The organism is Candidatus Francisella endociliophora (assembly GCF_000764555.1).
Classification (GTDB): domain Bacteria; phylum Pseudomonadota; class Gammaproteobacteria; order Francisellales; family Francisellaceae; genus Francisella; species Francisella endociliophora.
Map to the genome: position 1 here is coordinate 847292 of NZ_CP009574.1, position 21968 is coordinate 869259.

Genomic DNA, 21968 nt, shown 5'->3' on the forward strand with positions numbered 1-21968 from the left:
TATAAAATGAGAAAAATCTTAGTTACAAACGCTCTTCCTTATGCAAACGGTGATTTACATTTAGGACATATGCTTGGATATATTCAATCAGATATCTGGGTAAGATTTCAAAAACTACAAGGAAACCAATGTATATTTGTCTGTGGTAGTGATACTCATGGCACTCCAATTATGCTAAAGGCCAAAAACCAAGGCATAACTCCTGAGAGGCTTGTAGAGCATTACTCAAAAAACCATCAAAAAGATTTTGCAGATTTTGAAGTAGCTTTTGATAACTACCACTCAACACACAATGCTTTGAATAAAGAAATTGTTGAAGATATATATAATAAGCTAAATGCTCAAAAACTTATTTCTAAAAAAGAGATTGCTCAAGCTTATGACCCTGAAGCGAAAATGTTTTTACCTGATAGATTTGTAAAAGGTACTTGTCCAAAATGTAAAGCTGAAGATCAATATGGTGATAGTTGTGAAGTTTGTGGTGCAACTTATGATCCTACAGAATTAATAAATCCAAAATCTGTAGTTTCTGGCAAGGCTCCGATAAAAAAAGATTCAGAACATTTCTTCTTTGATCTACCAGCATTAGAAAAAGATATCAAAAATTGGATTGAATCTAATAAAAGTTTACAACCTGAAGTAGCTAACAAATTAGCAGAATGGTTTGAGCAAGGCTTACAAAGCTGGGATATATCTCGTGATGCGCCCTACTTTGGCTACCCAATTCCAGGTACAAATGAGCAAAAGTTCTTCTATGTATGGCTTGACGCCCCTATGGGTTACATCGCAAGCTTCAAAGACTATTGCAATAAAAACGATGTCGACTTCAATGAGTTTTGGGGTGATAGCTCTAATGACAGCGAACTTTATCACTTTATTGGTAAAGATATTATATATTTTCATGCTTTATTCTGGCCTGCAATATTATCATCAACTGGTTATAAAACTCCGACAAGTGTTTTTGCAAATGGTTTCTTGACAGTTAATGGTAAGAAAATGTCTAAATCTCGTGGCACGTTTATCCAAGCTAGAACATATTTAGATAGTTTAGAACCTAGTTATTTAAGATATTACTTCGCATCAAGGCTAACTGCTCGCATAGATGATATTGATTTGAATTTAGAAGAATTTATCACAAAATCAAATTCTGACATTGTTGGTAAAGTTGTAAATATTGCTAGTCGTTGTGCAGGTTTTGTATACAAGAAATTCGATGCTACTTTAGCTGATGAGATTTTTGATAAAGAGCTAGAAAAAGAATTTGCAGAAAGTCATCAAGCAATTACAGAAGCTTTTGAAAAGAGAGAATTTGCAAATGCTGTACGCATGATAATGTCACTAGCTGATAAAGCAAACCAATTCATAGATCATCATAAACCTTGGCAACTAGCAAAAGAAGAAGGACAGGAACAAAAAGTTCATCAAGTCTGCTCACAAGGTATAAATATGTTTAAGGTTTTGGTTTCTTATCTAAAACCGATAGTTCCAAGCATTGTTACAAAAGCAGAAGCTTTCTTAAATATAGAAATCTCTAACTGGAATGATGCTCCAACATTCTTAAAGAACCACAAAATTAATAAATTCAAACCACTTGCTACGCGTATAGAAAAAGAAAAAGTAGATAAGATAATTGAGGATACTAAAAAAATGCTAGAAAAAGAGCAACCACAAAAACAGCCTGAACCTAAAAAAGAAGAATCTAAGTTAGATATAGCTGAAGAATGTAGTTTTGATGATTTTATGAAAGTAGATCTTCGTGTAGCTAAAATTGCTGAAGCATCTCATGTTGAAGGTGCTGATAAGCTACTAAAATTAATCCTTGATCTTGGCGGAGTTACTAAGCAAGTTTTTGCAGGTATTAAATCAGCATATAATCCAGAAGACTTAGTTGGAAAACATACTGTAATGGTTGCTAACCTTGCTCCAAGAAAAATGAAATTTGGTCTTTCTGAAGGTATGGTACTCGCTGCTGGAGATGGTAAAGGTATATATATACTAGAACCTCATGAAGGTGCTCAACCAGGCATGCGTGTAAAATAATGAAGATCTTTCTATACTTAAAAGACAAATGGAAAGCTGTCCCCTCCTATATTACCTATTTTATAAAAATAATAAACGCTCCCATCACTATAGCTCTGCTGGCTTTCTTTGGCATTAAGTATATAAGCTCTCAAGTTGAAAAGGATAAAATAGTTTCAGAAACACTAATTTTACAAATTGATAAACTTCAAAGTGAGTTTATAACATCTGCAGACCAATTTCTCATTATCACAAGAAATACTGTGACTAACTATGAAAACTGTATGAAATCAAAAGAAGGTATAAACATAGTCATTAATGGTGATGTCATCCCAACAAATGAGTTATGTAGCAAACTTGAAAAAAGTTTAAATGAATATTATAAGGCTATGATGAAATACAATAATATTGATATAAATAACTTAAATATGCTCATAATTAAATATCAAAGATTATATGAATACTTAAATGAAAAAAAAGTTTTTGATAATATTTTAAAAAAACATAAGCCTGAAAATAACAAAATTAACTTCAATAACCCAAATAAAGCATATAATCAAATAGTACAGCTGAATTATTTAAATAATAATGAGTTAAATGAGCTATACAGCAGCGTGACAAAAATATATTATGATAAGTTAAAATAATGAAAAAATCACACTACATTATCTTAGTGCTTTTGATGTTTTTCTTAGCACTACTAAACTATCTTGACCGCTCTACTTTAAGTATCGCTAATACAGAGATAGCTAATGCTTTTAATCTTAAACCCACAGAGATGGGAATTCTACTTTCTGCATTTATGTGGCCTTATGCTTTAGCTAGCCTACCAGCAGGATATCTAGTTGATAAATTAGGTAGTAACAAGATAATGCTAGTTAGCATGATTGGTTGGTCTCTATCATGTATTCTTGGTGGAATGGTTGTTGGTTTTTATTCAATACTTTTTACAAGGCTTTTATTAGGTGTTGCCGAAGCTCCTTTTTTCATTATTGCTACAAAAATAATCCAGCAAAACTTCCCTGTATCTAAACGTGGCCTAATTTCATCGATAGTTTCTCTTGGTCCAAGACTTGCAAATATTTTAGCTCCACTGGTATTAGTATCTCTAATGCTACTAATAAGTTGGAGAGGGATGTTTATAATGCTTGGTGTTGTAGGTCTACTTGCAACCTTAGTATGGCATAACCTCCTAAGAAGAGGAGTTCTCCACGAAGTCAAATCTGTCAAGAAAACTCAAGAAACCTCTTTCAAACAAGCATTAAAAAACAAAAATGTTATATTCCTATGTATTGGCAATCTTTGTTCATCGTATGCTTATTGGGTATTTTTAACATGGTTACCTTTCTATTTTATAAAAGTAAAAGGACTTAGCTTATCACAAATGAGTATAGCTACTTCTGCATCATTCATATCAGGAATAGTGTCAGTCATGCTTGGTGGGATACTCTCAGATTTTTTGATTAAGAGAAATATCAATGCCATACATTCCCGTTTAATTCCAATTATTGGTGGTTGTATAGTTGCATCTCTTTCGATTTTAACTTTACCATTTATAGATAATATATTTGTGATTGTCTGTGTAATAGCAGTTGCTATTTTTTGCTTAGGACTTAGAATTTCTCCAACTTGGGCATTAGTAACAGATATATCACCTTCTCACCTAGTTGGTACAATTGGCGGCGCTCAAAACTTTGCAAACTTTATTGGTGCAGGGCTAGCTCCCCTGATAACAGGAATTATTCTGCAAGCAACAAATAATAACTTCTTTATTATATTTATTTTTAGTGGTTTGGTTTGCTTATTTGGATCAATCATATACATGTTTATACACACTAAAAGAGCTTTAATTTAAACTTTAACAACTACAGATTATTTAGTTTCTTTAACTTTAGCACTACCTCTGGTTATATTAATGACTTCTTGAATAAACTCAAGTCTATCTGAAGAGTTGACTTTAACATTTATTACAATATTACTATCATAACTTTGATTTATTACTTCGGCACAAAAGCGTTTTATAATAATTTCAATATTTGTGGTTTCTGTATAGCCGTACTCGATACGAATATGGCTTTGTGGCTGGACTTCTATAATCTCTGCTAACTTCAATACCTCTTTAGCAGCCTGTCCATAAGCTCTTATCAGCCCACCAACACCTAATTTAGTGCCACCAAAATAACGAACTACAACAACTAAAACATTTGTTAAATCATGACCTTGAATATGTGAAAGTATTGGCTTACCTGCTGAACCACTTGGTTCACCATCATCACTAAACCTAAATTTATTTTCTTTGATAAGTGAAAATGCCCAACAATGATGGTTTGCATCTGGAAATTTTGCTTTAAGCTCACTTATATAACTTAGAGCATCTTGTTCTGACTCAACCTTATATAAATACGCGATAAACCGTGATTTCTTGATTGGCTCAATTTCTAATTCAATATTTTGAGAAATAGTTTTATAACTATTCATTAATATACAAAAATCTAAATTTCTATCTCACCAGCACCTTGTCTAAGTATCTGATATGGAAGCTCAAGCATTTCAACCACAGTTGTTGGTTCATAACCACAGTAATCAGACTCAACTACCGCATCTATATAATTCATCACATCATCACCAACCTCAGCACAATCTGTAACCACATGCTCTTGTCCTGGCAATATGAATGTACTAATCACTAGAGGCTCACCAATTTCTGCTGATATCGCATGTGGGACATAATGCTCACTAACTCTAATACCTACTGTATTCTTAGATTTAGTAACAAGTAATGATGATACTTTTTTTGTAGCATTTAAAATAAATGTGAAAGCTCCAGGCGTGTATCTTTTAAGTAATCTATAAGCATTATTATCAACTTTAGCATATTCAGAAATTTCAGATAAATCTTTACATGAAAGTGTAAAATTATGACTATTATCCAAATTTCTTATTTTGATGATTTTATCTATACCTTTCTTTGATTTCATACGACACGCTAAAGCATAACCAGAGTCTGTTGGAATTGCAATAACTCCATCCTTATCTAGAATATTAGCAATATCTTTTAGTTCAGAAGCATTATTGCCATAACTATATAGTTCAATTAATCTCTTCATAATTTTTACAACAACCGTTATACTTTTATGACATTATACACACTTATAAATAATTGACATGAATAAAATGATTAACGATTTGCTTCCAGCAATCGTATTTTTCGCTGTATATAAATTTTATGATATATTTTTTGCAACGGCTGCTTTGATTATTGTTACAGTCGCACAAGTTATATGGGAATACGTGAAACACCGCAAGGTAGCAAAAGCTCAAATATTAATAGCTTTATTAGTAGCTGTATTTGGAGGAGCTACACTATATTTTCATAATGAAGAATTTATCAAATGGAAAGTAAGCATTATCAACTGGCTAATGGGAATTGGGTTAATAATTACCACATATACAATGAAAGAAACCCCTATGGAAAAAATTCTAAAAGAAACTGTTGAGCTAAAAACTCGTAAATGGCGAGAAATCAATAATATGTGGGGAGCATACTTTACTGTTTTAGGGACTATCAACTTATTTGTCGCTTACTTTTTTTCTACTGACATCTGGATGGATTTTAAATTATTTGGTCTTTTAGGAATAACCTTTGTTTTTTTAATAATCCAATCAATATATCTTTCGAGACATATAAAGAAATAGTTGAGATATTTTAGGTTTGCAAAGAAACATTTTATAGATGTATAATTACAACCATATTAATAAACTTTTCTAAAAAATGAGCAATTCCACAGCCTTACAACCTCAAGAACCTATAAAAAACCCAAAATCTTGTTCTTATAAAAACTTTTTGAGCTGCATTTGCCTAGTAACTATATTAACGATATTTTGTATTGCAGAGCTAGCTGTAATGACAACAATATTTGCTGTATTTGCTAGCTTTTATATGATAATTGCTATATTTGGAGGCGCATATTTATTGTGGCTATCTGCTAGAAAAGTAATAAGCCACTATACAAATAAAGAAAAATCTACTGACTAATACCAATCCCAATACAAATTGATATTGCATATTTAATCATAAAACTACAGTAATCCCGCGGCATAAGTACGCGCCCCTATTAATCCAACATCTGTATTTACAATTATATGTATAGGAAAGTCTTTCATCATATTTGACATCCTTCCTTTATCTCTAAACTTCTCAAGAAACTTACTCGACTTAATTTGTTCAATGAGCCTAGGGGCAATACCTCCAGCTATATAAACACCTCTAAAAGGTAAACTCGTAAGAGCAAGATTTCCAGCAACCGACCCATAAATACTTAGAAAAATATCAATAGTTCTTAATGCTGATGGTTCTCTATGTTGCATTGCATATTTGACAATAACTGCCGCTTTGTCAGAATCTGAAACACTAAATAGTTCTCTTCTTAGCTCTGGACATTCTGGCTGGTCGTATAAAGGATTTTTAACAACATATTTATAAATATTATAAATACCATAGCCGCTACAGAACCTCTCTGGAGAGATTCGATGAAAAGTTTTACGCATAAACTTAAAAAGCTCAACTTGCTCATCATCTACTGGAGAAAAATCTACATGACCACCCTCCGTCTTATAAACTCTAGGGTTATGATCTTTATCATAACTGACTAGGCACATTCCAAGACCAGTACCTGCACCTACTACAGCACAAAGATTATCATTATCTTTTTTTCCTTCTTGGATTGTGATTATATCTTTTGTCTTATCTAAAGATTCTATGCCATAACCAATAGCTTCAAAATCGTTTATAACCTTAACTTTAGACTTATCAATACCCAAACCTTCTGATATATATTGTTCAGAAACCATCCATGGGAGATTTGTAACCTCAACCTCACCATTTGAAACAAATCCAGCGACAGCTAAACAAACAGATTCAATTTGTCCGTCTAATTTAACTTCTGCTAAAAACTGCTCAATAATATCTGACAAACAATTATAGCTTGCTCCTTTGTATTTTTTTATAGCTATACTTTTAGTTACACCATTCTCTAAAAGAGAAACTTCTAGACGCGTATTAGTCCCGCCAATATCACCTGACAATATATACATTTTTCTACCTCATATTTAGTGGTATCTAGTCAATACAAATAAATGATATTCTGCTATAATGAAAGCAGCTTTAATATTATAAGTTTTAGTTTAAATGTCTAAAGAAAATAAAACAATAGATTTTGGCTTCACAGAAGTACCTTGGGAAGAAAAACAAAAAAAAGTAGCTGGTGTATTTCATTCAGTTGCTGCTAAATATGACTTGATGAATGATTTAATGTCTTTTGGTATTCATCGCATTTGGAAGAAACAAACTCTTGCAAAATCAGCTGTACGAAAAGGTGACAGAGTATTAGATCTAGCTGGTGGTACTGGCGATTTAGCTTACAAATTTTGTCAAATGGTTGGCTCACAAGGCAAAGTTGTCTTAAGTGATATAAACTCATCAATGCTAGAAGTTGGAAAAGAAAAACTTACAAACAAAGGATGTGTAGGCAATATTGAGTATGTCCAAGCAAATGCTGAATGCTTACCTTTCCCAGATAACTATTTTGATTGTATAACAATCTCATTCGGGTTAAGAAATGTTACAGACAAAGCTAAGGCTCTTGCATCGATGTGTCGAGTTCTAAAGCCAGGTGGTCGTCTACTAGTATTAGAGTTTTCTAAACCAATAGTGCCTATATTATCAAAAGTTTATGATGAGTACTCTTTCAAAGCCCTACCTTTTATGGGTAAGATTATTACACAAGATGCGGAAAGCTATAAGTATCTTGCTGAATCTATTCGTAAGCATCCAGATCAAGAGACACTAAAACAAATGATGTTTGACGCTGGATTTGATAATGTTGAATACCAAAATATGACTGGTGGAATTGTAGCATTACATATTGGATATAAATATTAAAATGATACAGACTATAAATAAGTTTCTAGAACTTTTATTACATCTTGATCCTCAAGCTTCATCTCTATTACAGCCACTTAATGGTAAAACCATAAGTGTATATATTACAGATATTGATTATGATATCTCCTTAACTGTTCAAGGTAACCGTATATACGCAACAGATGAGATAACAAAAAATGTTTTAAAAGGAAAGCTAGCTTATATTTTAGAGTTGGTTTTCAACAAAAATTTGCAAGAACTTATAATTGCTGAAAAGCTAGATTATCAAGGTAGCCTAAAAGATCTTAACGAATTCAATAAATTTCTAAACGCTATTGATATAGATTTAGTTTATAAAATATCAGAAATGACAAGTCCAGAGTTTGCTGGAGTTATTAGTAAACCATTTCAAAAAGCGAAAGAATATTTTAAAACCTCACGCCAAGAATCAATTATTGATATCAAAGATTTTTTAACTGAAGAAAAAAGAATCTTAATATCTCAAAATGAAATAAATATATTCTACAAGCAGGTTCAAGATCTAAAACAAGCGACAGATAGAATAGAAGCTAAACTAAAACTGCTAGAAGGCTCTTACAATGATTAGAAAATTTCTAAGACTTATATACATATTTTATGTAATTAATAGATATTGCCTTTTAAACGAGCCTATTCGAGCAACAAAAGTAAGAACTTTACGAGCTTTGCTATATTTAAACCCTTTTTACTACTCACCAAGAATACGTAAGCTTGAACATGGTGTGCGTATTAGAGAAGCACTAGAAAAATTAGGGCCAATATTTATCAAATTTGGACAAGCACTATCTGTAAGAGCGGACCTTTTACCTCCTGAAGTTATTAAAGAGGTCTCAAAACTTCAAGATAATGTTCCTCCATTTGATAATAAAATAGCCGCAGCACAAATTGAAAAAGCTGCTCAAAAGCCAATTGATGAAATATTTAAAAGCTTTGAACATACTCCTTTAGCATCAGCATCTGTAGCACAAGTTCATGGTGCTATCCTCAAAGATGGCGAAGAGGTTGTAGTGAAAGTACTTCGCCCAGGAATTGATAAAATCCTAAAATTAGATACCTCTTTAATGCTTTTTTTTGCTACGTTACTAAGTAAATTAAAAGAGATTCGTCGCTTTAAGCCTGTAGAAATAGTCAAAGAAATTAACCAGAGTTTTTTTGATGAACTAGACCTTGTTCGCGAAGCTGCAAATGCTTCCCAAATTCGTAGAAACTTTGAGAACTCCCCTATCCACTATGTGCCAAAAATATACTGGGAATATACAAGCCCATCTGTAATGGTTATGGAAAGAGTTAGTGGCGTAAGAGTCTCTGATATAGAAACGTTGGATGCTCTAGGTGTTGATCGCCGTTTATTAGCTCAACGTGGTGTTGAGATTTTTTACTCTCAAGTTTTCAATGACTGTTTTTTCCATGCAGATATGCATCCTGGAAATATGTTTATAGATGTTACAAATCCTGCTGACCCTAAATATATCTCTATTGACTTTGGGATTGTTGGAACTCTAAATAGAGATGACCAACGTTATTTAGCTGGCAACTTCTTAGCATTTTTCCAACGTGATTATAGAAAGGTTGCTGAACTACACATAGAATCTGGCTGGGTTCCTAGTGATACTCGTGTAGATGTTCTTGAATCTGCAATTAGAACAGTCTGTGAACCAATATTTGAAAGACCGATGCGAGAGATTTCTCTAGGTTATACGTTAATGCAGCTATTTGCAGTAGCTCGTCGTTTTAAAATGAATATCCAGCCTCAGCTTACTTTATTACAAAAAACTCTTTTCCATGTTGAGGGATTAGGACAAAAGTTATGCCCTGAACTAAATATCTGGGAAACATCACGCCCTATTCTAGAAAAATGGATGAAAGAGCAAATGGGCTTAAGAGGTTTCTACCATCGTACTATGGAAAATATGCCTAGAGTCAGTGATAAACTACCAGAGTTGCCACGTATGGTTTTTGATATACTTCAACAAACACAGATGAATCTTAAGCAACCGCAAGTAAGTGAACCTAAACCTGATAAAAAACCAAAAAAGAAAAGATATAATCTTATATTAGGTTCAGGTGTGGTTTTAACTAGTTTAGGTATTATTTATAGTTTTAATAAAGACCTAACCCCTATAGTTAAATTACAAGACTTTATTAGCGCTCACAGCACAGGCTTTGTAATTGCTGGTATAGGATGTTTAATCTATTATAGTTTTAGAAAGGAGCGTTAGTATGTCTGACTGTATTTTTTGTAAGATCATAGCTGGTGAAATACCTTGTAAAAAAGTTTACGAAGATGAGAATATTTTAGCATTTCATGATATAAATCCTGTTGCTGAGACTCATATTTTAGTAATTCCCAAAAAGCACATTGAAGGCTTAAATAAGCTTAATAATGAAGATGAGCAAGTAATGGGTAAGTTTATGATTGGTATTTCAAAAGTTGCTAAAGAACTAGGCTTAAAAGGCTTTAAAACTGTTTTTAATACTGGTAAAGAAGGTGGACAAACAGTATTTCATATTCATGCCCATATACTTGGTGGAAAGATACATTCATTCCCTCTATAACTTAACTAGCTAAATTTAAAGTTGGCGGAGGAAAAGAGCTTGAAGAAAAACTATTTACCTCATGCATCCCATACCCAAAACTAGCTGTTGTTAAACTTATTATCATCGTTACTGTTAAAATTATTTTTCTCATTTTAGCCACCTTTTTTAAATTCTTTAATAAACTTATGTGACTATTATCACATCCAGACATTAAGATGTTAAATATATTGATTTTATACTAATGATATATTTTTCTTATCGATAAATAGGAGCGCGTACGATTCTAATTAATTAGGACGTACAAGTGTTACTACGGAGATTTTCTCGATATTACTATCATTTACAATAGTTTGAATAAACTCCTTCATTGTAGATCCTGTAGTTAAAACATCATCAAATACAAGCAAATGATTAGCTTTCATTGGCTTATCTAAATGAAAGACTCCCTTAATTTGCTCTGCCCTTTTTTGCTTTGATGATTTTGCTTGTGACTTGGTATACTTAATACGTGAATAACTCTCAAAAGTTGTAGCTATATCTGTATATTCAGCTAATTTTTGTGCTAAAACTTCTGCTTGATTAAAACCTCGATATAAATATCTATATCGATGAATTGGTACTACAGCAATAGCATCTACATCAACAAAATATTTACCACAGACCTGATCCCACCAGTATATAATAAGCTTAGAAAATACTTGTGTTACAAGCAAATCTTTATGAAACTTAAGCTTCTGAAGTAAATACCTAACTTCAGCAGAGTAATTTAACAAATGGTAATAATCACACTCTAGTCCAAAATCTAATTTTTGATGCTGAATATTTATATCCTTCTGCAAACCCGATAAGCAATAATTACAAACAACACCCTCCGCTGATTGCTTACAGAGAATACAATTTTCTCTAAACCCAAGTTTTATTAATTTTAGAAGCTTTTTTCTAATCAAAATTCTACTCTGTCTATATCAATATCAACAGGGACATTATTTATATTGTATTGCGCTGGTATTTTTTGTGTCGGTTTTACAATTATTACAACCTCTGACTCTTTTGAGTCAAACATACTTCTCTCATTATTTTGCTCTGCAAAAACAGGTCTAGACTCAATAATACCTTTAAACTTCGCGCCATCCTGAAAACGTATCATAACAGGTGTACCTTTTGAAATATATGAGATAAACTCAGAATCCAAATAGGCTCTTATAAAAGGTTCTTCAAATAAAGATAAAAGAGCTAACTCTTGGCCTTTTTGCACGAACTCACCTTTATATACAAATACCCTACTAACAATAGCATCTACATCTACAGCTATATTTAAACCTTTTATCTTTTCCTCAAGAATCTTCTGCTGTAAAGCTAAGTTTCTTAAAGTTTTTTCATAATCATTATCTTTATCTAAAGAGTATTTTTGCTTTTCTACTTGTACATTTTCTAGATCCATTTCAGCTGTATGCAAAACCTGTGATGACTGCTGCAACTCTATGACATTAATAATATTTTCTCTACGCAACTTAACCATAGCATCATAGAACTTTTTATTAATATCAACATACTTTTTAGCTATATCATATTTATGTTCTAAAGCCTTTAGATCATTCTTGTAAAGTTTTTGTTGTAAGCTTTTTAAATCTTTAATTTGAGATTTCACCTCATCAAGTTCTGCCTCTAATAATGGTGAGCTCATCTGAAAAACAGTATCACCATTTTTCACTAATTCACCAGCATGAATATTATTTTGTTTAATAAAACCATCTTCGTGGGCTCTTATAAGATACCTTTCGGTGACAACTGTACCATGTGCCACAATAAAATAATGGCTGCTAAATATTAGCCAAACAATATACAACAACGGAGCCACAACACACGCAATAACTGAGTACCATTGCCAACGGGCAATATTTTTTTTGACAGGAGATCTCTTTACTGCTTGGGAGCTTCTGTTTTTGGGAGTTTTAAACTTCATAATAATAAAATCCTATTTAACTTTTTTGTTGACCCAAGTAGGAGCCATAGAGCTATCTCTATGTGTTTTTATAAAAAACTCACTTAATATAGCTGCTGTTGCCACAAATTTAAGAAAAATTGAATATATTGGCATAAATGGCAATACATACCACATTGCTAGGTCTTGTTTTTTTCTCTCTGATACTAATAATATAAAAGTTATAAATAAAAATACATTTATACCTAAATAATAAAAATAAACTAATATATAAACAGGTATGATGACATGTATTGGAAATACAAAAATACTATAAACTAAACTTGTTACTATGATAATTGGTTGAACCGCATGGAAAAACAATCCTGAAAAGACAGTAACAAAGAAAGTTCGCCAACCTAAATATTTTGGTAATAGTTTTTTTAGATGTCTTCTAATATAAATAAAATAAATATCTCCATCCCAACGCATTCTTTGTTTTATAAGTTGCCAAACTGTTTTAGGAACATCTGTATGAGCTATACTATCTTGAGAGTGGACAACTTTGAGGTGCTTATGTCTTTTGAAATATGACTGCAGTCTTAATGTTAGGTCAAGATCTTCTGCTGAACCATTACGCCAGCGTGTTGTTTTTTTCATAAAACTCTTTCTAAAAGCTCCAAAAGCTCCTGAAACATTATTAATACTATTAATGCTGGCTAAGCCGATACGTGACATATGGATGCCAAGCATATATTCAACACCCTGCATTCGAGTGATTAGATTCTCTTTGATATTTCGTACTCGAAGAGTTCCAGAGCATCCAACAACATTCGGATCTGCAAATTGTTGTACCATGTTGCTTATCATATCATTATCTACAGATGTATCCCCATCAAGCATAATAACGATATCCCCAGTACTTAAATTAAAACCTAAGTTTGATGATGAAGCATGACCTCCTCTATGCAGCTTAGGAATAACCTTAAGAGATCTTCTATTGTTTGGTCTGAAATTTCTTTTATATTTCATTGCAACATCTAGAGTTTCTTTGTTCACATCAGCACCATCAATGAGTATCAAAACTTCAATATGTCCTTTATATAATTGTTCTTCTAAAGTTTTTAATGTAAATAAAATATCAGCTCCTTCACTATATGCAGTGATTACACAGCTAACTTTAGGAAAATATGGCTCTCTTTTGGTAACACTAGATATTTGCTTAAAGTAGGCGAATAATACCCCAAGAAATATAAAAACTGTATATGGAGCCTCTATTAAAACAGCAATAGTAAAAACTGAAATAAAAAGATCTTTAGGATTAGAAAGAATAACTAAAATATGCTGATAAAAAACATATATTATGTCCACAAAAACTACCCTTGTCTTGCTAATTTTTCTAATACTTTATTTGGAGCTGTAAAATCTTCTATATCTGTTGAATAAAAAGTTTTTATTTCAATAGCATCTTTCAAATTATCGCCCTCAGACATATGTATATGCTTTAGCTTATCTGCAACTATCTTAGCTCCTTCTAGAGTTGTATTAGGCAACCAAACCCAGATACATTGGTTTTTTTCACACCTTGTTAACATATCTGTTTTTCTAAGAGCATTTTTTAAGCTTTTTGATAGAGTTGAAATGTCTGTTATATTTACATAATCAAAAACATTAATATAAATTAGAGAAAATTCATAAGCTTTATCTCTATCTTGCATAGAATAGGCCCACTCAATGAGGTTATAAAAGAACTCAGGCACTACATAGTTAATTTCATCAAATACAGACATAGAATATTCAAGAAGATTCATCCTAATATAGCGCTGTGCCTTATTTGTAAGTGAATACTCATTCACTTTCTGTTTTTTCATCTTTTCTGTTAGTGTTATAGTATTACAATCTATACACTCTGTAATAACTTCAGGCTCTATAAAGATACTATCACAACTCATACAAGAGTAACTCTCTAGAGGTCTATCATAATCAACACCAATATGCTTTAATTTTGATTTACATTGTGAGCATATCAATTCATCACTAGTTGATATAAATTGCGCTTCTGGAGATATATTTCCACAAGTATAACAATGTAAAAAATCTTCTAAAAGAACATCTTCACTTTTGCACTCTGGACATATCTCAGAAAATAATGCCTTAGCAGAGGAGCAATTAGAACAACAGAAAAAGGATTTTACAAACTTTTTAAATTTAAGAATGTCTCTATCTTTAAGCTCTTTTATCCACTCATAATAATCAAAATTTGCATCTTGTGAAAAAACATCTATCACTGGATAACTGAAAAAACTCTTTTTTATCTTATTTTTACAAGGTTTTAAATGTCGAATTGATCTTCTAGTATACAGATAAATTAAAAGTCTGGCTTGCCAGTCACGACTTATATTATCAGCATTTTGTGATATTTGCTCTATAGTAGATACTTCATGGTTAACAGTATCTATAAAACTAGCTATTGTTTCAATATCTGTAAAGGGCTCAGTAGTATAATCGATATAATCAGCATTGGTACAAAATACAGGTTTAAGATAGGTATAAATACTTGATCTTATCTTTTTTAAAAGTGTAATAAACTCATCTTGGTCTTGAGGATCTATAACAAAAGCATCAACATTAGATGTGGTAGTACTATTATGATCTAATACGATAGCATCTATATTTTCAAAATCAGTGGAGATTTCATCTTTAGTAGAAAATTCTTTTATACTACATTTGCTTAGTTTATCTCGAACATCTAAGCTAGTTGTATTTAGTATTGCTATATTTAAATCTCTCGACATTAGTTAATTTCTGTAAAGACTCATAACATAAAGCTATATTTTTTAGTAATAAATGTAAACTCTAAATTTAGACATTTACTATCATTAGCTATAGAATAAAAGTAAAGCGGTTATTGGAGAATGATTTGTATATACCAAGACGCAGAGCAAATATTGTTGCAAGTTCAACTGTTTTAGTAATATCCAGTATAGTTATATATGGTTGGATTACTAACAATATCTCTATAATAAAAATTAGCCCTACTTTTCCACCTATGCAGTTTAATACTGCTAGTTGTTTATTTTTATTAGCAGTAGCAAATTTAATCCCTAGAAAAACAACGATATCTTTTACACGTTGCATAATTTCTATATTTGTTATGATATTAGCTTTTAGTACTCTGATGGAATTTTTGCTAGCTGTTAATTTACATATTGATAATATTATATTTCACAAAACTTTTGACAACTCACTATACCCAGGGAGGATGTCTCCAAACACAGCTGTATGCTTTACCTTATTAGCGATAGCAAATACATTTCCTCGAGTTAGAAACAATGCCCTTTTGGTGAAGAACCTTTATTCAACGCTTCATGGTATAGTTGCCTTGATTACTTTTGTTGCTTTACTAGGTTATTCGCTAAACATATCTTATTATTTTAGTTGGGGTCATATTACAGGTATGGCTTTACATACTTCAGTTTGTCTTTTACTACTCTCTTTAACTAAGTTTTCATTTCAAGGTATTAAATATATAGGCCAAAGAATTGGGATAGTTGTTTCAATCATAACCTTTACTATATTTTTCCTTTTTTGGTTATATGCTACTTATTATGATGATGAGCAAATAAATAATAAAGTTGATAAAGGGCTTATATTATTACATACAAATTTAGAACGAAAATTAAATCTTGAGTATAGTGCTATTGATAGACTACATAAGCGTCTTGTAAGCTCATCATACTCAAGTACAAAAGCAATTCTTGCTGACTTTCAGGCATATGAAGATGATTATCCAAGCATTTACTTTATATACTATAATAAAAATAATGAAGACTTGTTTTTATCAAACTATAAAATCGATAAATCACAAGCTTTAAATGTTTTAGCTAAATGTGATGTCACAGATACTAAAGAGCAAAAATTAATATGTATCCAAGATAAGCAAAGTAAGTTCAATGTTGTTTTTAGACCAAATTTTTCTAACGAATTTATCAATCAGATAAATAATGATAAATACAATATTGAGATATACCTTGAAGGAGAAAAAATATATTCTAATCTCGCATCGACAGACAATTACACCTTTAAAGTATCAAAAACATTTAATGGTGCTAAAAATTGGAAAATTATAGCATTCTATACAACCAGTGGGTATGAGGATTTACAGAAGCTATTTCCATCCCTACTATTTTTGTTTGGAGTTTTAATTAGCTTTATGACGCAGATATTTTTTCATTTGCTAAATATAAATTCTAGAAAAAATAAAATATTAAGTATTAGCGAGCAAAGATTAACAACGCTTAGCTCCACAGATTCTTTAACAAATAGTCTAAATCGACATGCACTGATTAAACAGCTTAATTCAATGTTAAAAAGTGGTAGATCTATTGATTCTAAATTTACAGTTTTATTTATTGATTTGGATAATTTTAAACATATAAATGACACTTATGGGCATGATGCTGGCGATATAATACTTATAGAGGTTGTAAATAGGCTAAAAGAAAATCTACGCGAAGAAGATTTAATTGCCAGAATTGGTGGAGATGAATTTATCGCAGTTTTAAAAAACCTTGATGACAAAAATACAATTATAAATATCCTTGATAGAACTATAAAATCTATGGAGCAAGAGATAGCAATAAATAGTACTCAAAAAATTGTGCAATCTATAAGTATAGGAATTACTATACAAAATAGAAATAATAAAAATGATGTCGATGAAATTATTAAACAAGCAGATGACGCTATGTACATTGCTAAAAACAAAGGTAAAAACCAATATCATTTTAGATAATCAAATGGAAATCTCTATTTTTCTAGATTCTTTATATTTAAAACTATAGAATGATTTATAGTAACTAAACATTTGTGGTTGAGTTTTATGGTTAAACCCAAATCAATAGATTATTTTAAAGCATTAGAAGCAGCTATTCATTCAGTTGTAATCATTGATGATGCTGGATTTATCTTGATGGTAAATAACGCCACTTGTAAATTATTTGGATACGAATCAAACGAGCTAGTTGGACAGAATGTAAAAATTCTGATGCCTCCAAATATATCAAATAAACATGATGACTATCTCGCTGATTATAGAAGAACTCAAAAAGCATCTATTATTGGTACTGGAAGAAAAGTTGAGGCTATGAAAAAAAATGGCCAAAAATTTAAAATTCTGCTTTCTGTTAGTGAGGTTAAAAGCGATACAGAAACTACATTTTTAGGAATTATTCAAGACCTATCTACTCAAGATATCTTAGAAAATAAAATGCACGTGGCTTTACAGGCTTTAGAGTTTGGGATGTGGGAACTTGACCTGCTGACAAATAAGCTTATATGGGATAGAGAGATGCTATCTTTATATGAAACAGAGTTTAAAGAATTTGACAGTAGTTATGATTTTTGGTTAGAAAAGATTCACCCAGAAGATAGAAAAGCATTTGATAATGAGATTAAGCAAAGCTGTCAACAAAAGAAATCATTTGGAACTATTTTTAGGATTAATACTTCTGACAAAACTAAATTTATACAGTTATTTGCAAACTACCTACAAAAAGGAAATAATCAGTCTAAAAAACTTGTTGGTGTATGTTGGGATGTTACAGAAAAAGTAGGTCTTGAAAATTACATCTTAAGAAATTCTGAAATACAGAATAAATATATGAAAGGAAAAGATCTTAAAAAAACTTTTCAAGAGGCAATCGAACATACTCTTAGTTTTTCAAATAGTAAATTTGGCTTTATAACCATATTAGACGATAGATCAGAGCTAAGAAAAACTTTTTATTTGAACTCAAAAGATAAAAAGATTCAAGATACCAGTATAGATCCGAGTACAATTCCAGAGCTACTAAAAAAAGCTTTATATGAAGGAGTAATAGGCAAGGATAATAAAGCATTTAAAAAGAGCTTAAAAGGTTTATTCGAAGAAGATTTAGATATTAATAATTATATTATTGTTCCAATATTTGGAGATGATAAGAAAGTAGTCGGCTGCCTTGGCATAATTAATAGTAATTATTATAACATGAAAAAAATAGCAGACTTTCTACAGCTTGTAGTTAGTTCAATAGGAGCTATTATCTCCTCAAATGAGCAGTACAATGAAATAGAAAGACTTGCAAACAAAGATAGCCTGACAAACTGTTATAGTAGACGTTTTTTTGAAAATCAATTAGATAAAGAACTTAGTAATTATGCAAACTCTCAGGAAAGTTTTGCTGTACTAATTATGGATATTGATAACTTCAAAAAAATTAATGATCTTTATGGTCATAAAGTAGGAGATAAAATCTTAAAGGAATTTGCTTCCAGAGTATATAGTAAGACTAGAACAAAAGAAAAGGATATTCTTGCTAGGCTTGGTGGTGATGAGTTTGTCTTACTCTGTAAAGATACTTGTGTCGAGAGTATAAGAAAAATAGCAGAAAGAATAATAGAAACTTGTGAAAAACCATATATTATCAATAACATGAATTTGAACTGTACAACTTGTATAGGTGGTGCAATATATAACACAAAAGATTCTCATAGTAGTTTGATGAATCATGCTGATTATGCTCTTTATGAAGCTAAAAAAGAAAAACCATCAATTTGTATTTTTGATGATGACGTTAGAACAAGATATATTAGAAGTAATAACTTAAATGTTCTAACAAATAAGATATTAAAAGAAGAAAGTTTTAATATTGTCTATCAACCTATTATAGATATTAAAAACAATAATCGCTGTGCCAGAATAGAAGCCCTAATAAGACCTCAAGATCACCTAAATGATCTTAGAATTGATCAAGTAATTCATCTAATAGAAAAAAATGGGTTTGCAGAAAGATTAAATACAATAGTCTTTAATAAAGTTTTTGAAGATATGCAAAACATCAAAGATATAAAAGAAGAACTTGTTGTTTCTATAAATATATCACCTATGGTCAAAAACTTTCCTGACTATATGCTTAAACTTTGTGATTTAATTCAACAAAAGAAAAAAGAAATATCAGATAAAATAATTATTGAACTAGAAATAACAGAATCTGCTTTTATGAAGTTTTCAGAAACTGATTTAGGAGAGGCGATTAAAAAACTCCATAAACATAATATACGCTTAGCAGTTGATGACTTTGGTGTAGAGTACTCATCCCTAAATAGAGTTGTTGCTTATGATTTTGATACTTTAAAAATAGATAAATCTTTAACTGATGGTTTAGAAAAACAAAATAATATAGCTGTAGTTAGTGTGTTTAAGGCATTGTTCGATGTTGCTAAGCAAATTAACTTAGATATTGTAGTTGAAGGCGTTGAGACTAAGCAACAATTAGATAAAATACATGAGTTTGGTGGAGCTTTCATTCAAGGCTTCTATTTTTCAAGACCACAACCCCTCTCAGAAATATTCACAAAATTTTTAGATAATTAATTTCCATCCGAATATTTTTAATTAAAAGAAATTTCTTTAATTTTTTGTTCTGCATTATCAATTTTCCCTAGGTCAATAGAGAAAAATGACTTTATTTTAGCAATATCACTAGCATGAATATCTTCATCATATATATTTTTAGAAATCTTTATATTTTTAATTCTATCCAATACTATTATAGAGTTTTCTTTAGATGTGTTTGGTAGCCAAATCCAAATGTCTTTCTCAGAAACACGAGTTAGAAGGTCTGTCTTACGCAAGATATTTTTTACACCTTTCGCTAAATCATCTATTTGTTTGACATCCCAATCTTTTAAGAAAGTAATATGTATTAATGAAAAATAAAACTCTTTATTTCTATATTGCATATTAGAGTTCCACTCTAATAAAGTATAGAAAAAATCAGGAATAACATAATTAATATTATCAAAAACAGATAAGGCATAATCAACATTTGTCCTAATAAAATGTTCAGCTTGATCAGTTATTTGATAATCGCAAATTTTTATTTCCTCTAAACTACCTTCTTTCAATACTTCTTTGTAGCTTTGATTTTTGACTTCAATAAAATTACTTGATTCTAATTCAGTAAGCCAGTCTAAGGAGTGGTTTTTTTCTTCGCTGAAAATTTCAATTAGAGGATATCTAAATGTTTCTTTATCAATAAAAACATTCAATGATTGGTTATGTATCTTCCTAGTAAATAAGTAAGTTAAGAGTCTAAAGCGCCACTCTCTTTGAGCCCTAGTTTTTAGATGTTCTTGAGATTCTAAAGGCATGAATTCATGTTTGGTCAAGCTTATATATTCTTTTAATGATTTAAAGTCAGTATATTTTTTATCAACATATTTTTCATACTCATTATCAATACAGAAGACTGGCAGCAAATACGTATCAACGTTAGATCTTATATCAGACACTATTCTTACAAGTGATTTTTCATCATCCGCTGTGACAATTACAGCATCTATACCATTATATGATAAATGAATTTCATTTTCCTGCATATTAGGAAAACTCGCAATTTGACAATCTAGCTGTTGCCTTATACTTTCTGGTACTTCACCTATAAGAGCAACTGTATAGTCATTGGAAAACATAATATCACCTATTTTCTTTACTATCGTAGCCAATTACTAGTACTTTCATTATAACTGTAAATATACAAAGTGTCATTTTTTATAGTTTAAATATGTTACTAATCTAGTAACATAACTAAATTTTTGATATCTGCGTCAGCGATGAAAATGCCTATATAAATAAATTTTAACAAAGCAATATCTTTCCTAGCGCTCAAAAAACTATTACAATCTCATGCAACAAACAAATAAATCTTTTTAATATGTTTAATTACAGACTTTTCTTAAAGCATCTTTCTAATAGAAAACTTTATAAGCATTCATTTATAAAAAATGAAATTGCTCAACGACTCCTAAAAAGACTAGATTTTATTAAACTTAATCCTGAAAATATATTAGTAACTGGATATATAGATGATAAGTATTTGGAAATATTAAGAATTAGGTTCCCTATGACTAAAATTCATACAAGTACTGATAATTGTGAATTGTTTGACATTGTTATTTCTAACTCTATTATTCACTTAACTGATAATTTAGCTCAAGAGCTTGATAACTATTATGATCTTCTTCATGATCAAGGAATCTTGCTCTTTTCAACATTTGGTGATAAATCATTTGCTACAATGAAAGATGCTTTTGCTAATGTCAGTAAAACTAAACATACCAATGATATGATAGATTTGCTAACTTGGGGAAATACTCTTCAAGCAAGTAAGTATAAAACCCCCGCTATTGAATCAGATCTAATAACATTTACCTATGAAAACACAAACACCTTATTTGATGATATCAGAGCATTAAATGAACCACTATCTGATACAAAAATGAGTACGGGGTTAACTGGTAAAAACAAATGGAAATCTTTTATAAAATACTTCAAACAAAATTTACAACTAGAGATTGAAGCTCTATATGGTTATGCTGTAAAACAAAATCAAGATGATATTAAGCCTCGAGCTAATCCAAATAGAGTAAGTCTTGATGAACTAAAACAGCAGATTGCTGATTTTAAGAAAAATAGATAAGTCAGAT

At 30.8% G+C, this 21968-nt stretch carries 21 protein-coding genes; 12 read left to right on the forward strand and 9 right to left on the reverse strand.

What is annotated here, in order from left to right; translation table 11 throughout:
* Positions 1-6: 6 nt before the first annotated feature.
* Genes metG through QI37_RS04190 form a run of 3 tightly spaced genes read left to right on the forward strand, consistent with a single transcriptional unit; the run spans position 7 to position 3874 of the window.
* Positions 7-2040 carry a methionine--tRNA ligase gene (metG, locus tag QI37_RS04180; RefSeq protein ID WP_040008836.1) on the forward strand — a complete coding sequence of 678 codons (2034 nt, stop codon included), beginning with the start codon at positions 7-9 and terminating at the stop codon, positions 2038-2040.
* Positions 2040-2666 carry a hypothetical protein gene (locus QI37_RS04185; RefSeq protein WP_040008838.1) on the forward strand — a complete coding sequence of 209 codons (627 nt, stop codon included), beginning with the start codon at positions 2040-2042 and terminating at the stop codon, positions 2664-2666. Before metG ends, QI37_RS04185 begins: the two co-directional genes overlap by 1 nt.
* Positions 2666-3874 carry an MFS transporter gene (locus QI37_RS04190; RefSeq protein WP_040008840.1) on the forward strand — a complete coding sequence of 403 codons (1209 nt, stop codon included), beginning with the start codon at positions 2666-2668 and terminating at the stop codon, positions 3872-3874. Before QI37_RS04185 ends, QI37_RS04190 begins: the two co-directional genes overlap by 1 nt.
* 17 nt (positions 3875-3891) lie before the next feature.
* On the opposite strand, the gene QI37_RS04195 is transcribed toward QI37_RS04190, so the two are convergent.
* Together QI37_RS04195 and QI37_RS04200 are read right to left on the reverse strand one after the other, a co-directional pair.
* On the reverse strand, positions 3892-4497 hold the full coding sequence (locus QI37_RS04195) for a YigZ family protein (RefSeq protein ID WP_040008841.1): 606 nt from the start codon (positions 4495-4497) through the stop codon (positions 3892-3894).
* 14 nt (positions 4498-4511) lie between these two features.
* On the reverse strand, positions 4512-5126 hold the full coding sequence (locus QI37_RS04200; RefSeq protein WP_040008842.1) for an L-threonylcarbamoyladenylate synthase: 615 nt from the start codon (positions 5124-5126) through the stop codon (positions 4512-4514).
* Between the two features lie 58 nt (positions 5127-5184).
* Here QI37_RS04200 and QI37_RS04205 point away from each other — a divergent pair, with 58 nt between their 5' ends.
* Together QI37_RS04205 and QI37_RS04210 are read left to right on the forward strand one after the other, a co-directional pair.
* Entirely contained in the window at positions 5185-5715 is a 531-nt protein-coding gene (locus QI37_RS04205) for a septation protein A (protein ID WP_040008843.1), read from the forward strand.
* 76 nt (positions 5716-5791) lie between these two features.
* The gene (locus tag QI37_RS04210; RefSeq protein ID WP_040008844.1) at positions 5792-6055 is read left to right on the forward strand and encodes a hypothetical protein; all 264 of its coding nucleotides are present in this window, start codon (positions 5792-5794) and stop codon (positions 6053-6055) included.
* Between the two features lie 44 nt (positions 6056-6099).
* Here QI37_RS04210 and glk read toward each other — a convergent pair whose 3' ends face one another.
* Positions 6100-7113, reverse strand: coding sequence for a glucokinase (gene glk, locus QI37_RS04215; protein WP_040008846.1), 1014 nt, complete (start codon positions 7111-7113; stop codon positions 6100-6102).
* A 94-nt stretch (positions 7114-7207) separates the two neighbouring features.
* On the opposite strand from glk, the gene ubiE reads away from it, so the two are divergent.
* Genes ubiE through QI37_RS04235 form a run of 4 tightly spaced genes read left to right on the forward strand, consistent with a single transcriptional unit; the run spans position 7208 to position 10537 of the window.
* A complete protein-coding gene (gene ubiE, locus QI37_RS04220) occupies positions 7208-7960 on the forward strand; it encodes a bifunctional demethylmenaquinone methyltransferase/2-methoxy-6-polyprenyl-1,4-benzoquinol methylase UbiE (RefSeq protein ID WP_040008847.1) in 753 nt (250 codons plus the stop codon).
* Position 7961: 1 nt separating this feature from the next.
* Positions 7962-8549 carry a ubiquinone biosynthesis accessory factor UbiJ gene (locus QI37_RS04225; protein ID WP_040010697.1) on the forward strand — a complete coding sequence of 196 codons (588 nt, stop codon included), beginning with the start codon at positions 7962-7964 and terminating at the stop codon, positions 8547-8549.
* Complete coding sequence (gene ubiB, locus QI37_RS04230) at positions 8542-10200, forward strand: ubiquinone biosynthesis regulatory protein kinase UbiB (protein ID WP_040008848.1); 1659 nt, start codon at positions 8542-8544, stop codon at positions 10198-10200. Before QI37_RS04225 ends, ubiB begins: the two co-directional genes overlap by 8 nt.
* A gap of 1 nt (position 10201) precedes the next feature.
* Positions 10202-10537 carry a histidine triad nucleotide-binding protein gene (locus tag QI37_RS04235; RefSeq protein ID WP_040008849.1) on the forward strand — a complete coding sequence of 112 codons (336 nt, stop codon included), beginning with the start codon at positions 10202-10204 and terminating at the stop codon, positions 10535-10537.
* Position 10538: 1 nt separating this feature from the next.
* On the opposite strand, the gene QI37_RS10410 is transcribed toward QI37_RS04235, so the two are convergent.
* From QI37_RS10410 to QI37_RS04255, 5 genes are all read right to left on the reverse strand, one after another.
* Complete coding sequence (locus tag QI37_RS10410; protein WP_268746175.1) at positions 10539-10670, reverse strand: hypothetical protein; 132 nt, start codon at positions 10668-10670, stop codon at positions 10539-10541.
* Between the two features lie 136 nt (positions 10671-10806).
* Positions 10807-11466 (reverse strand): ComF family protein, encoded by a 660-nt coding sequence (locus QI37_RS04240; protein ID WP_235261398.1) that lies wholly within the window; start codon positions 11464-11466, stop codon positions 10807-10809.
* Positions 11463-12482: an HlyD family secretion protein gene (locus QI37_RS04245; protein WP_040008851.1), complete on the reverse strand. Its 1020-nt coding sequence runs from the start codon at positions 12480-12482 to the stop codon at positions 11463-11465. Before QI37_RS04245 ends, QI37_RS04240 begins: the two co-directional genes overlap by 4 nt.
* 12 nt (positions 12483-12494) lie before the next feature.
* Positions 12495-13811, reverse strand: coding sequence for a glycosyltransferase family 2 protein (locus QI37_RS04250; RefSeq protein WP_040008852.1), 1317 nt, complete (start codon positions 13809-13811; stop codon positions 12495-12497).
* A gap of 5 nt (positions 13812-13816) precedes the next feature.
* Positions 13817-15235: a TackOD1 domain-containing metal-binding protein gene (locus QI37_RS04255; RefSeq protein ID WP_040008853.1), complete on the reverse strand. Its 1419-nt coding sequence runs from the start codon at positions 15233-15235 to the stop codon at positions 13817-13819.
* Positions 15236-15360: 125 nt separating this feature from the next.
* On the opposite strand from QI37_RS04255, the gene QI37_RS09950 reads away from it, so the two are divergent.
* Positions 15361-17235: a GGDEF domain-containing protein gene (locus QI37_RS09950; protein WP_052399151.1), complete on the forward strand. Its 1875-nt coding sequence runs from the start codon at positions 15361-15363 to the stop codon at positions 17233-17235.
* Positions 17236-17322: 87 nt separating this feature from the next.
* The gene (locus tag QI37_RS04265; protein WP_040008854.1) at positions 17323-19854 is read left to right on the forward strand and encodes a bifunctional diguanylate cyclase/phosphodiesterase; all 2532 of its coding nucleotides are present in this window, start codon (positions 17323-17325) and stop codon (positions 19852-19854) included.
* Between the two features lie 17 nt (positions 19855-19871).
* Here QI37_RS04265 and QI37_RS04270 read toward each other — a convergent pair whose 3' ends face one another.
* Complete coding sequence (locus QI37_RS04270) at positions 19872-20954, reverse strand: hypothetical protein (RefSeq protein WP_040008855.1); 1083 nt, start codon at positions 20952-20954, stop codon at positions 19872-19874.
* Between the two features lie 242 nt (positions 20955-21196).
* Between QI37_RS04270 and QI37_RS04275 the strand changes: the two genes are divergently transcribed.
* Positions 21197-21961: a methyltransferase domain-containing protein gene (locus QI37_RS04275; RefSeq protein WP_040008857.1), complete on the forward strand. Its 765-nt coding sequence runs from the start codon at positions 21197-21199 to the stop codon at positions 21959-21961.
* Positions 21962-21968: the final 7 nt, after the last annotated feature.

Excerpts from the sequence above, each read along its gene's own strand:
- metG (WP_040008836.1), top strand. The coding sequence starts at position 7 with ATGAGAAAAATCTTAGTTACAAACGCTCTTCCTTATGCAAACGGTGAT.
- QI37_RS04185 (WP_040008838.1), top strand. The coding sequence starts at position 2,040 with ATGAAGATCTTTCTATACTTAAAAGACAAATGGAAAGCTGTCCCCTCC.
- QI37_RS04190 (WP_040008840.1), top strand. The coding sequence starts at position 2,666 with ATGAAAAAATCACACTACATTATCTTAGTGCTTTTGATGTTTTTCTTA.
- QI37_RS04195 (WP_040008841.1), bottom strand. The coding sequence starts at position 4,497 with ATGAATAGTTATAAAACTATTTCTCAAAATATTGAATTAGAAATTGAG.
- QI37_RS04200 (WP_040008842.1), bottom strand. The coding sequence starts at position 5,126 with ATGAAGAGATTAATTGAACTATATAGTTATGGCAATAATGCTTCTGAA.
- QI37_RS04205 (WP_040008843.1), top strand. The coding sequence starts at position 5,185 with ATGAATAAAATGATTAACGATTTGCTTCCAGCAATCGTATTTTTCGCT.
- QI37_RS04210 (WP_040008844.1), top strand. The coding sequence starts at position 5,792 with ATGAGCAATTCCACAGCCTTACAACCTCAAGAACCTATAAAAAACCCA.
- glk (WP_040008846.1), bottom strand. The coding sequence starts at position 7,113 with ATGTATATATTGTCAGGTGATATTGGCGGGACTAATACGCGTCTAGAA.
- ubiE (WP_040008847.1), top strand. The coding sequence starts at position 7,208 with ATGTCTAAAGAAAATAAAACAATAGATTTTGGCTTCACAGAAGTACCT.
- QI37_RS04225 (WP_040010697.1), top strand. The coding sequence starts at position 7,962 with ATGATACAGACTATAAATAAGTTTCTAGAACTTTTATTACATCTTGAT.
- ubiB (WP_040008848.1), top strand. The coding sequence starts at position 8,542 with ATGATTAGAAAATTTCTAAGACTTATATACATATTTTATGTAATTAAT.
- QI37_RS04235 (WP_040008849.1), top strand. The coding sequence starts at position 10,202 with ATGTCTGACTGTATTTTTTGTAAGATCATAGCTGGTGAAATACCTTGT.
- QI37_RS10410 (WP_268746175.1), bottom strand. The coding sequence starts at position 10,670 with ATGAGAAAAATAATTTTAACAGTAACGATGATAATAAGTTTAACAACA.
- QI37_RS04245 (WP_040008851.1), bottom strand. The coding sequence starts at position 12,482 with ATGAAGTTTAAAACTCCCAAAAACAGAAGCTCCCAAGCAGTAAAGAGA.
- QI37_RS04255 (WP_040008853.1), bottom strand. The coding sequence starts at position 15,235 with ATGTCGAGAGATTTAAATATAGCAATACTAAATACAACTAGCTTAGAT.
- QI37_RS04265 (WP_040008854.1), top strand. The coding sequence starts at position 17,323 with ATGGTTAAACCCAAATCAATAGATTATTTTAAAGCATTAGAAGCAGCT.
- QI37_RS04270 (WP_040008855.1), bottom strand. The coding sequence starts at position 20,954 with ATGTTTTCCAATGACTATACAGTTGCTCTTATAGGTGAAGTACCAGAA.
- QI37_RS04275 (WP_040008857.1), top strand. The coding sequence starts at position 21,197 with ATGTTTAATTACAGACTTTTCTTAAAGCATCTTTCTAATAGAAAACTT.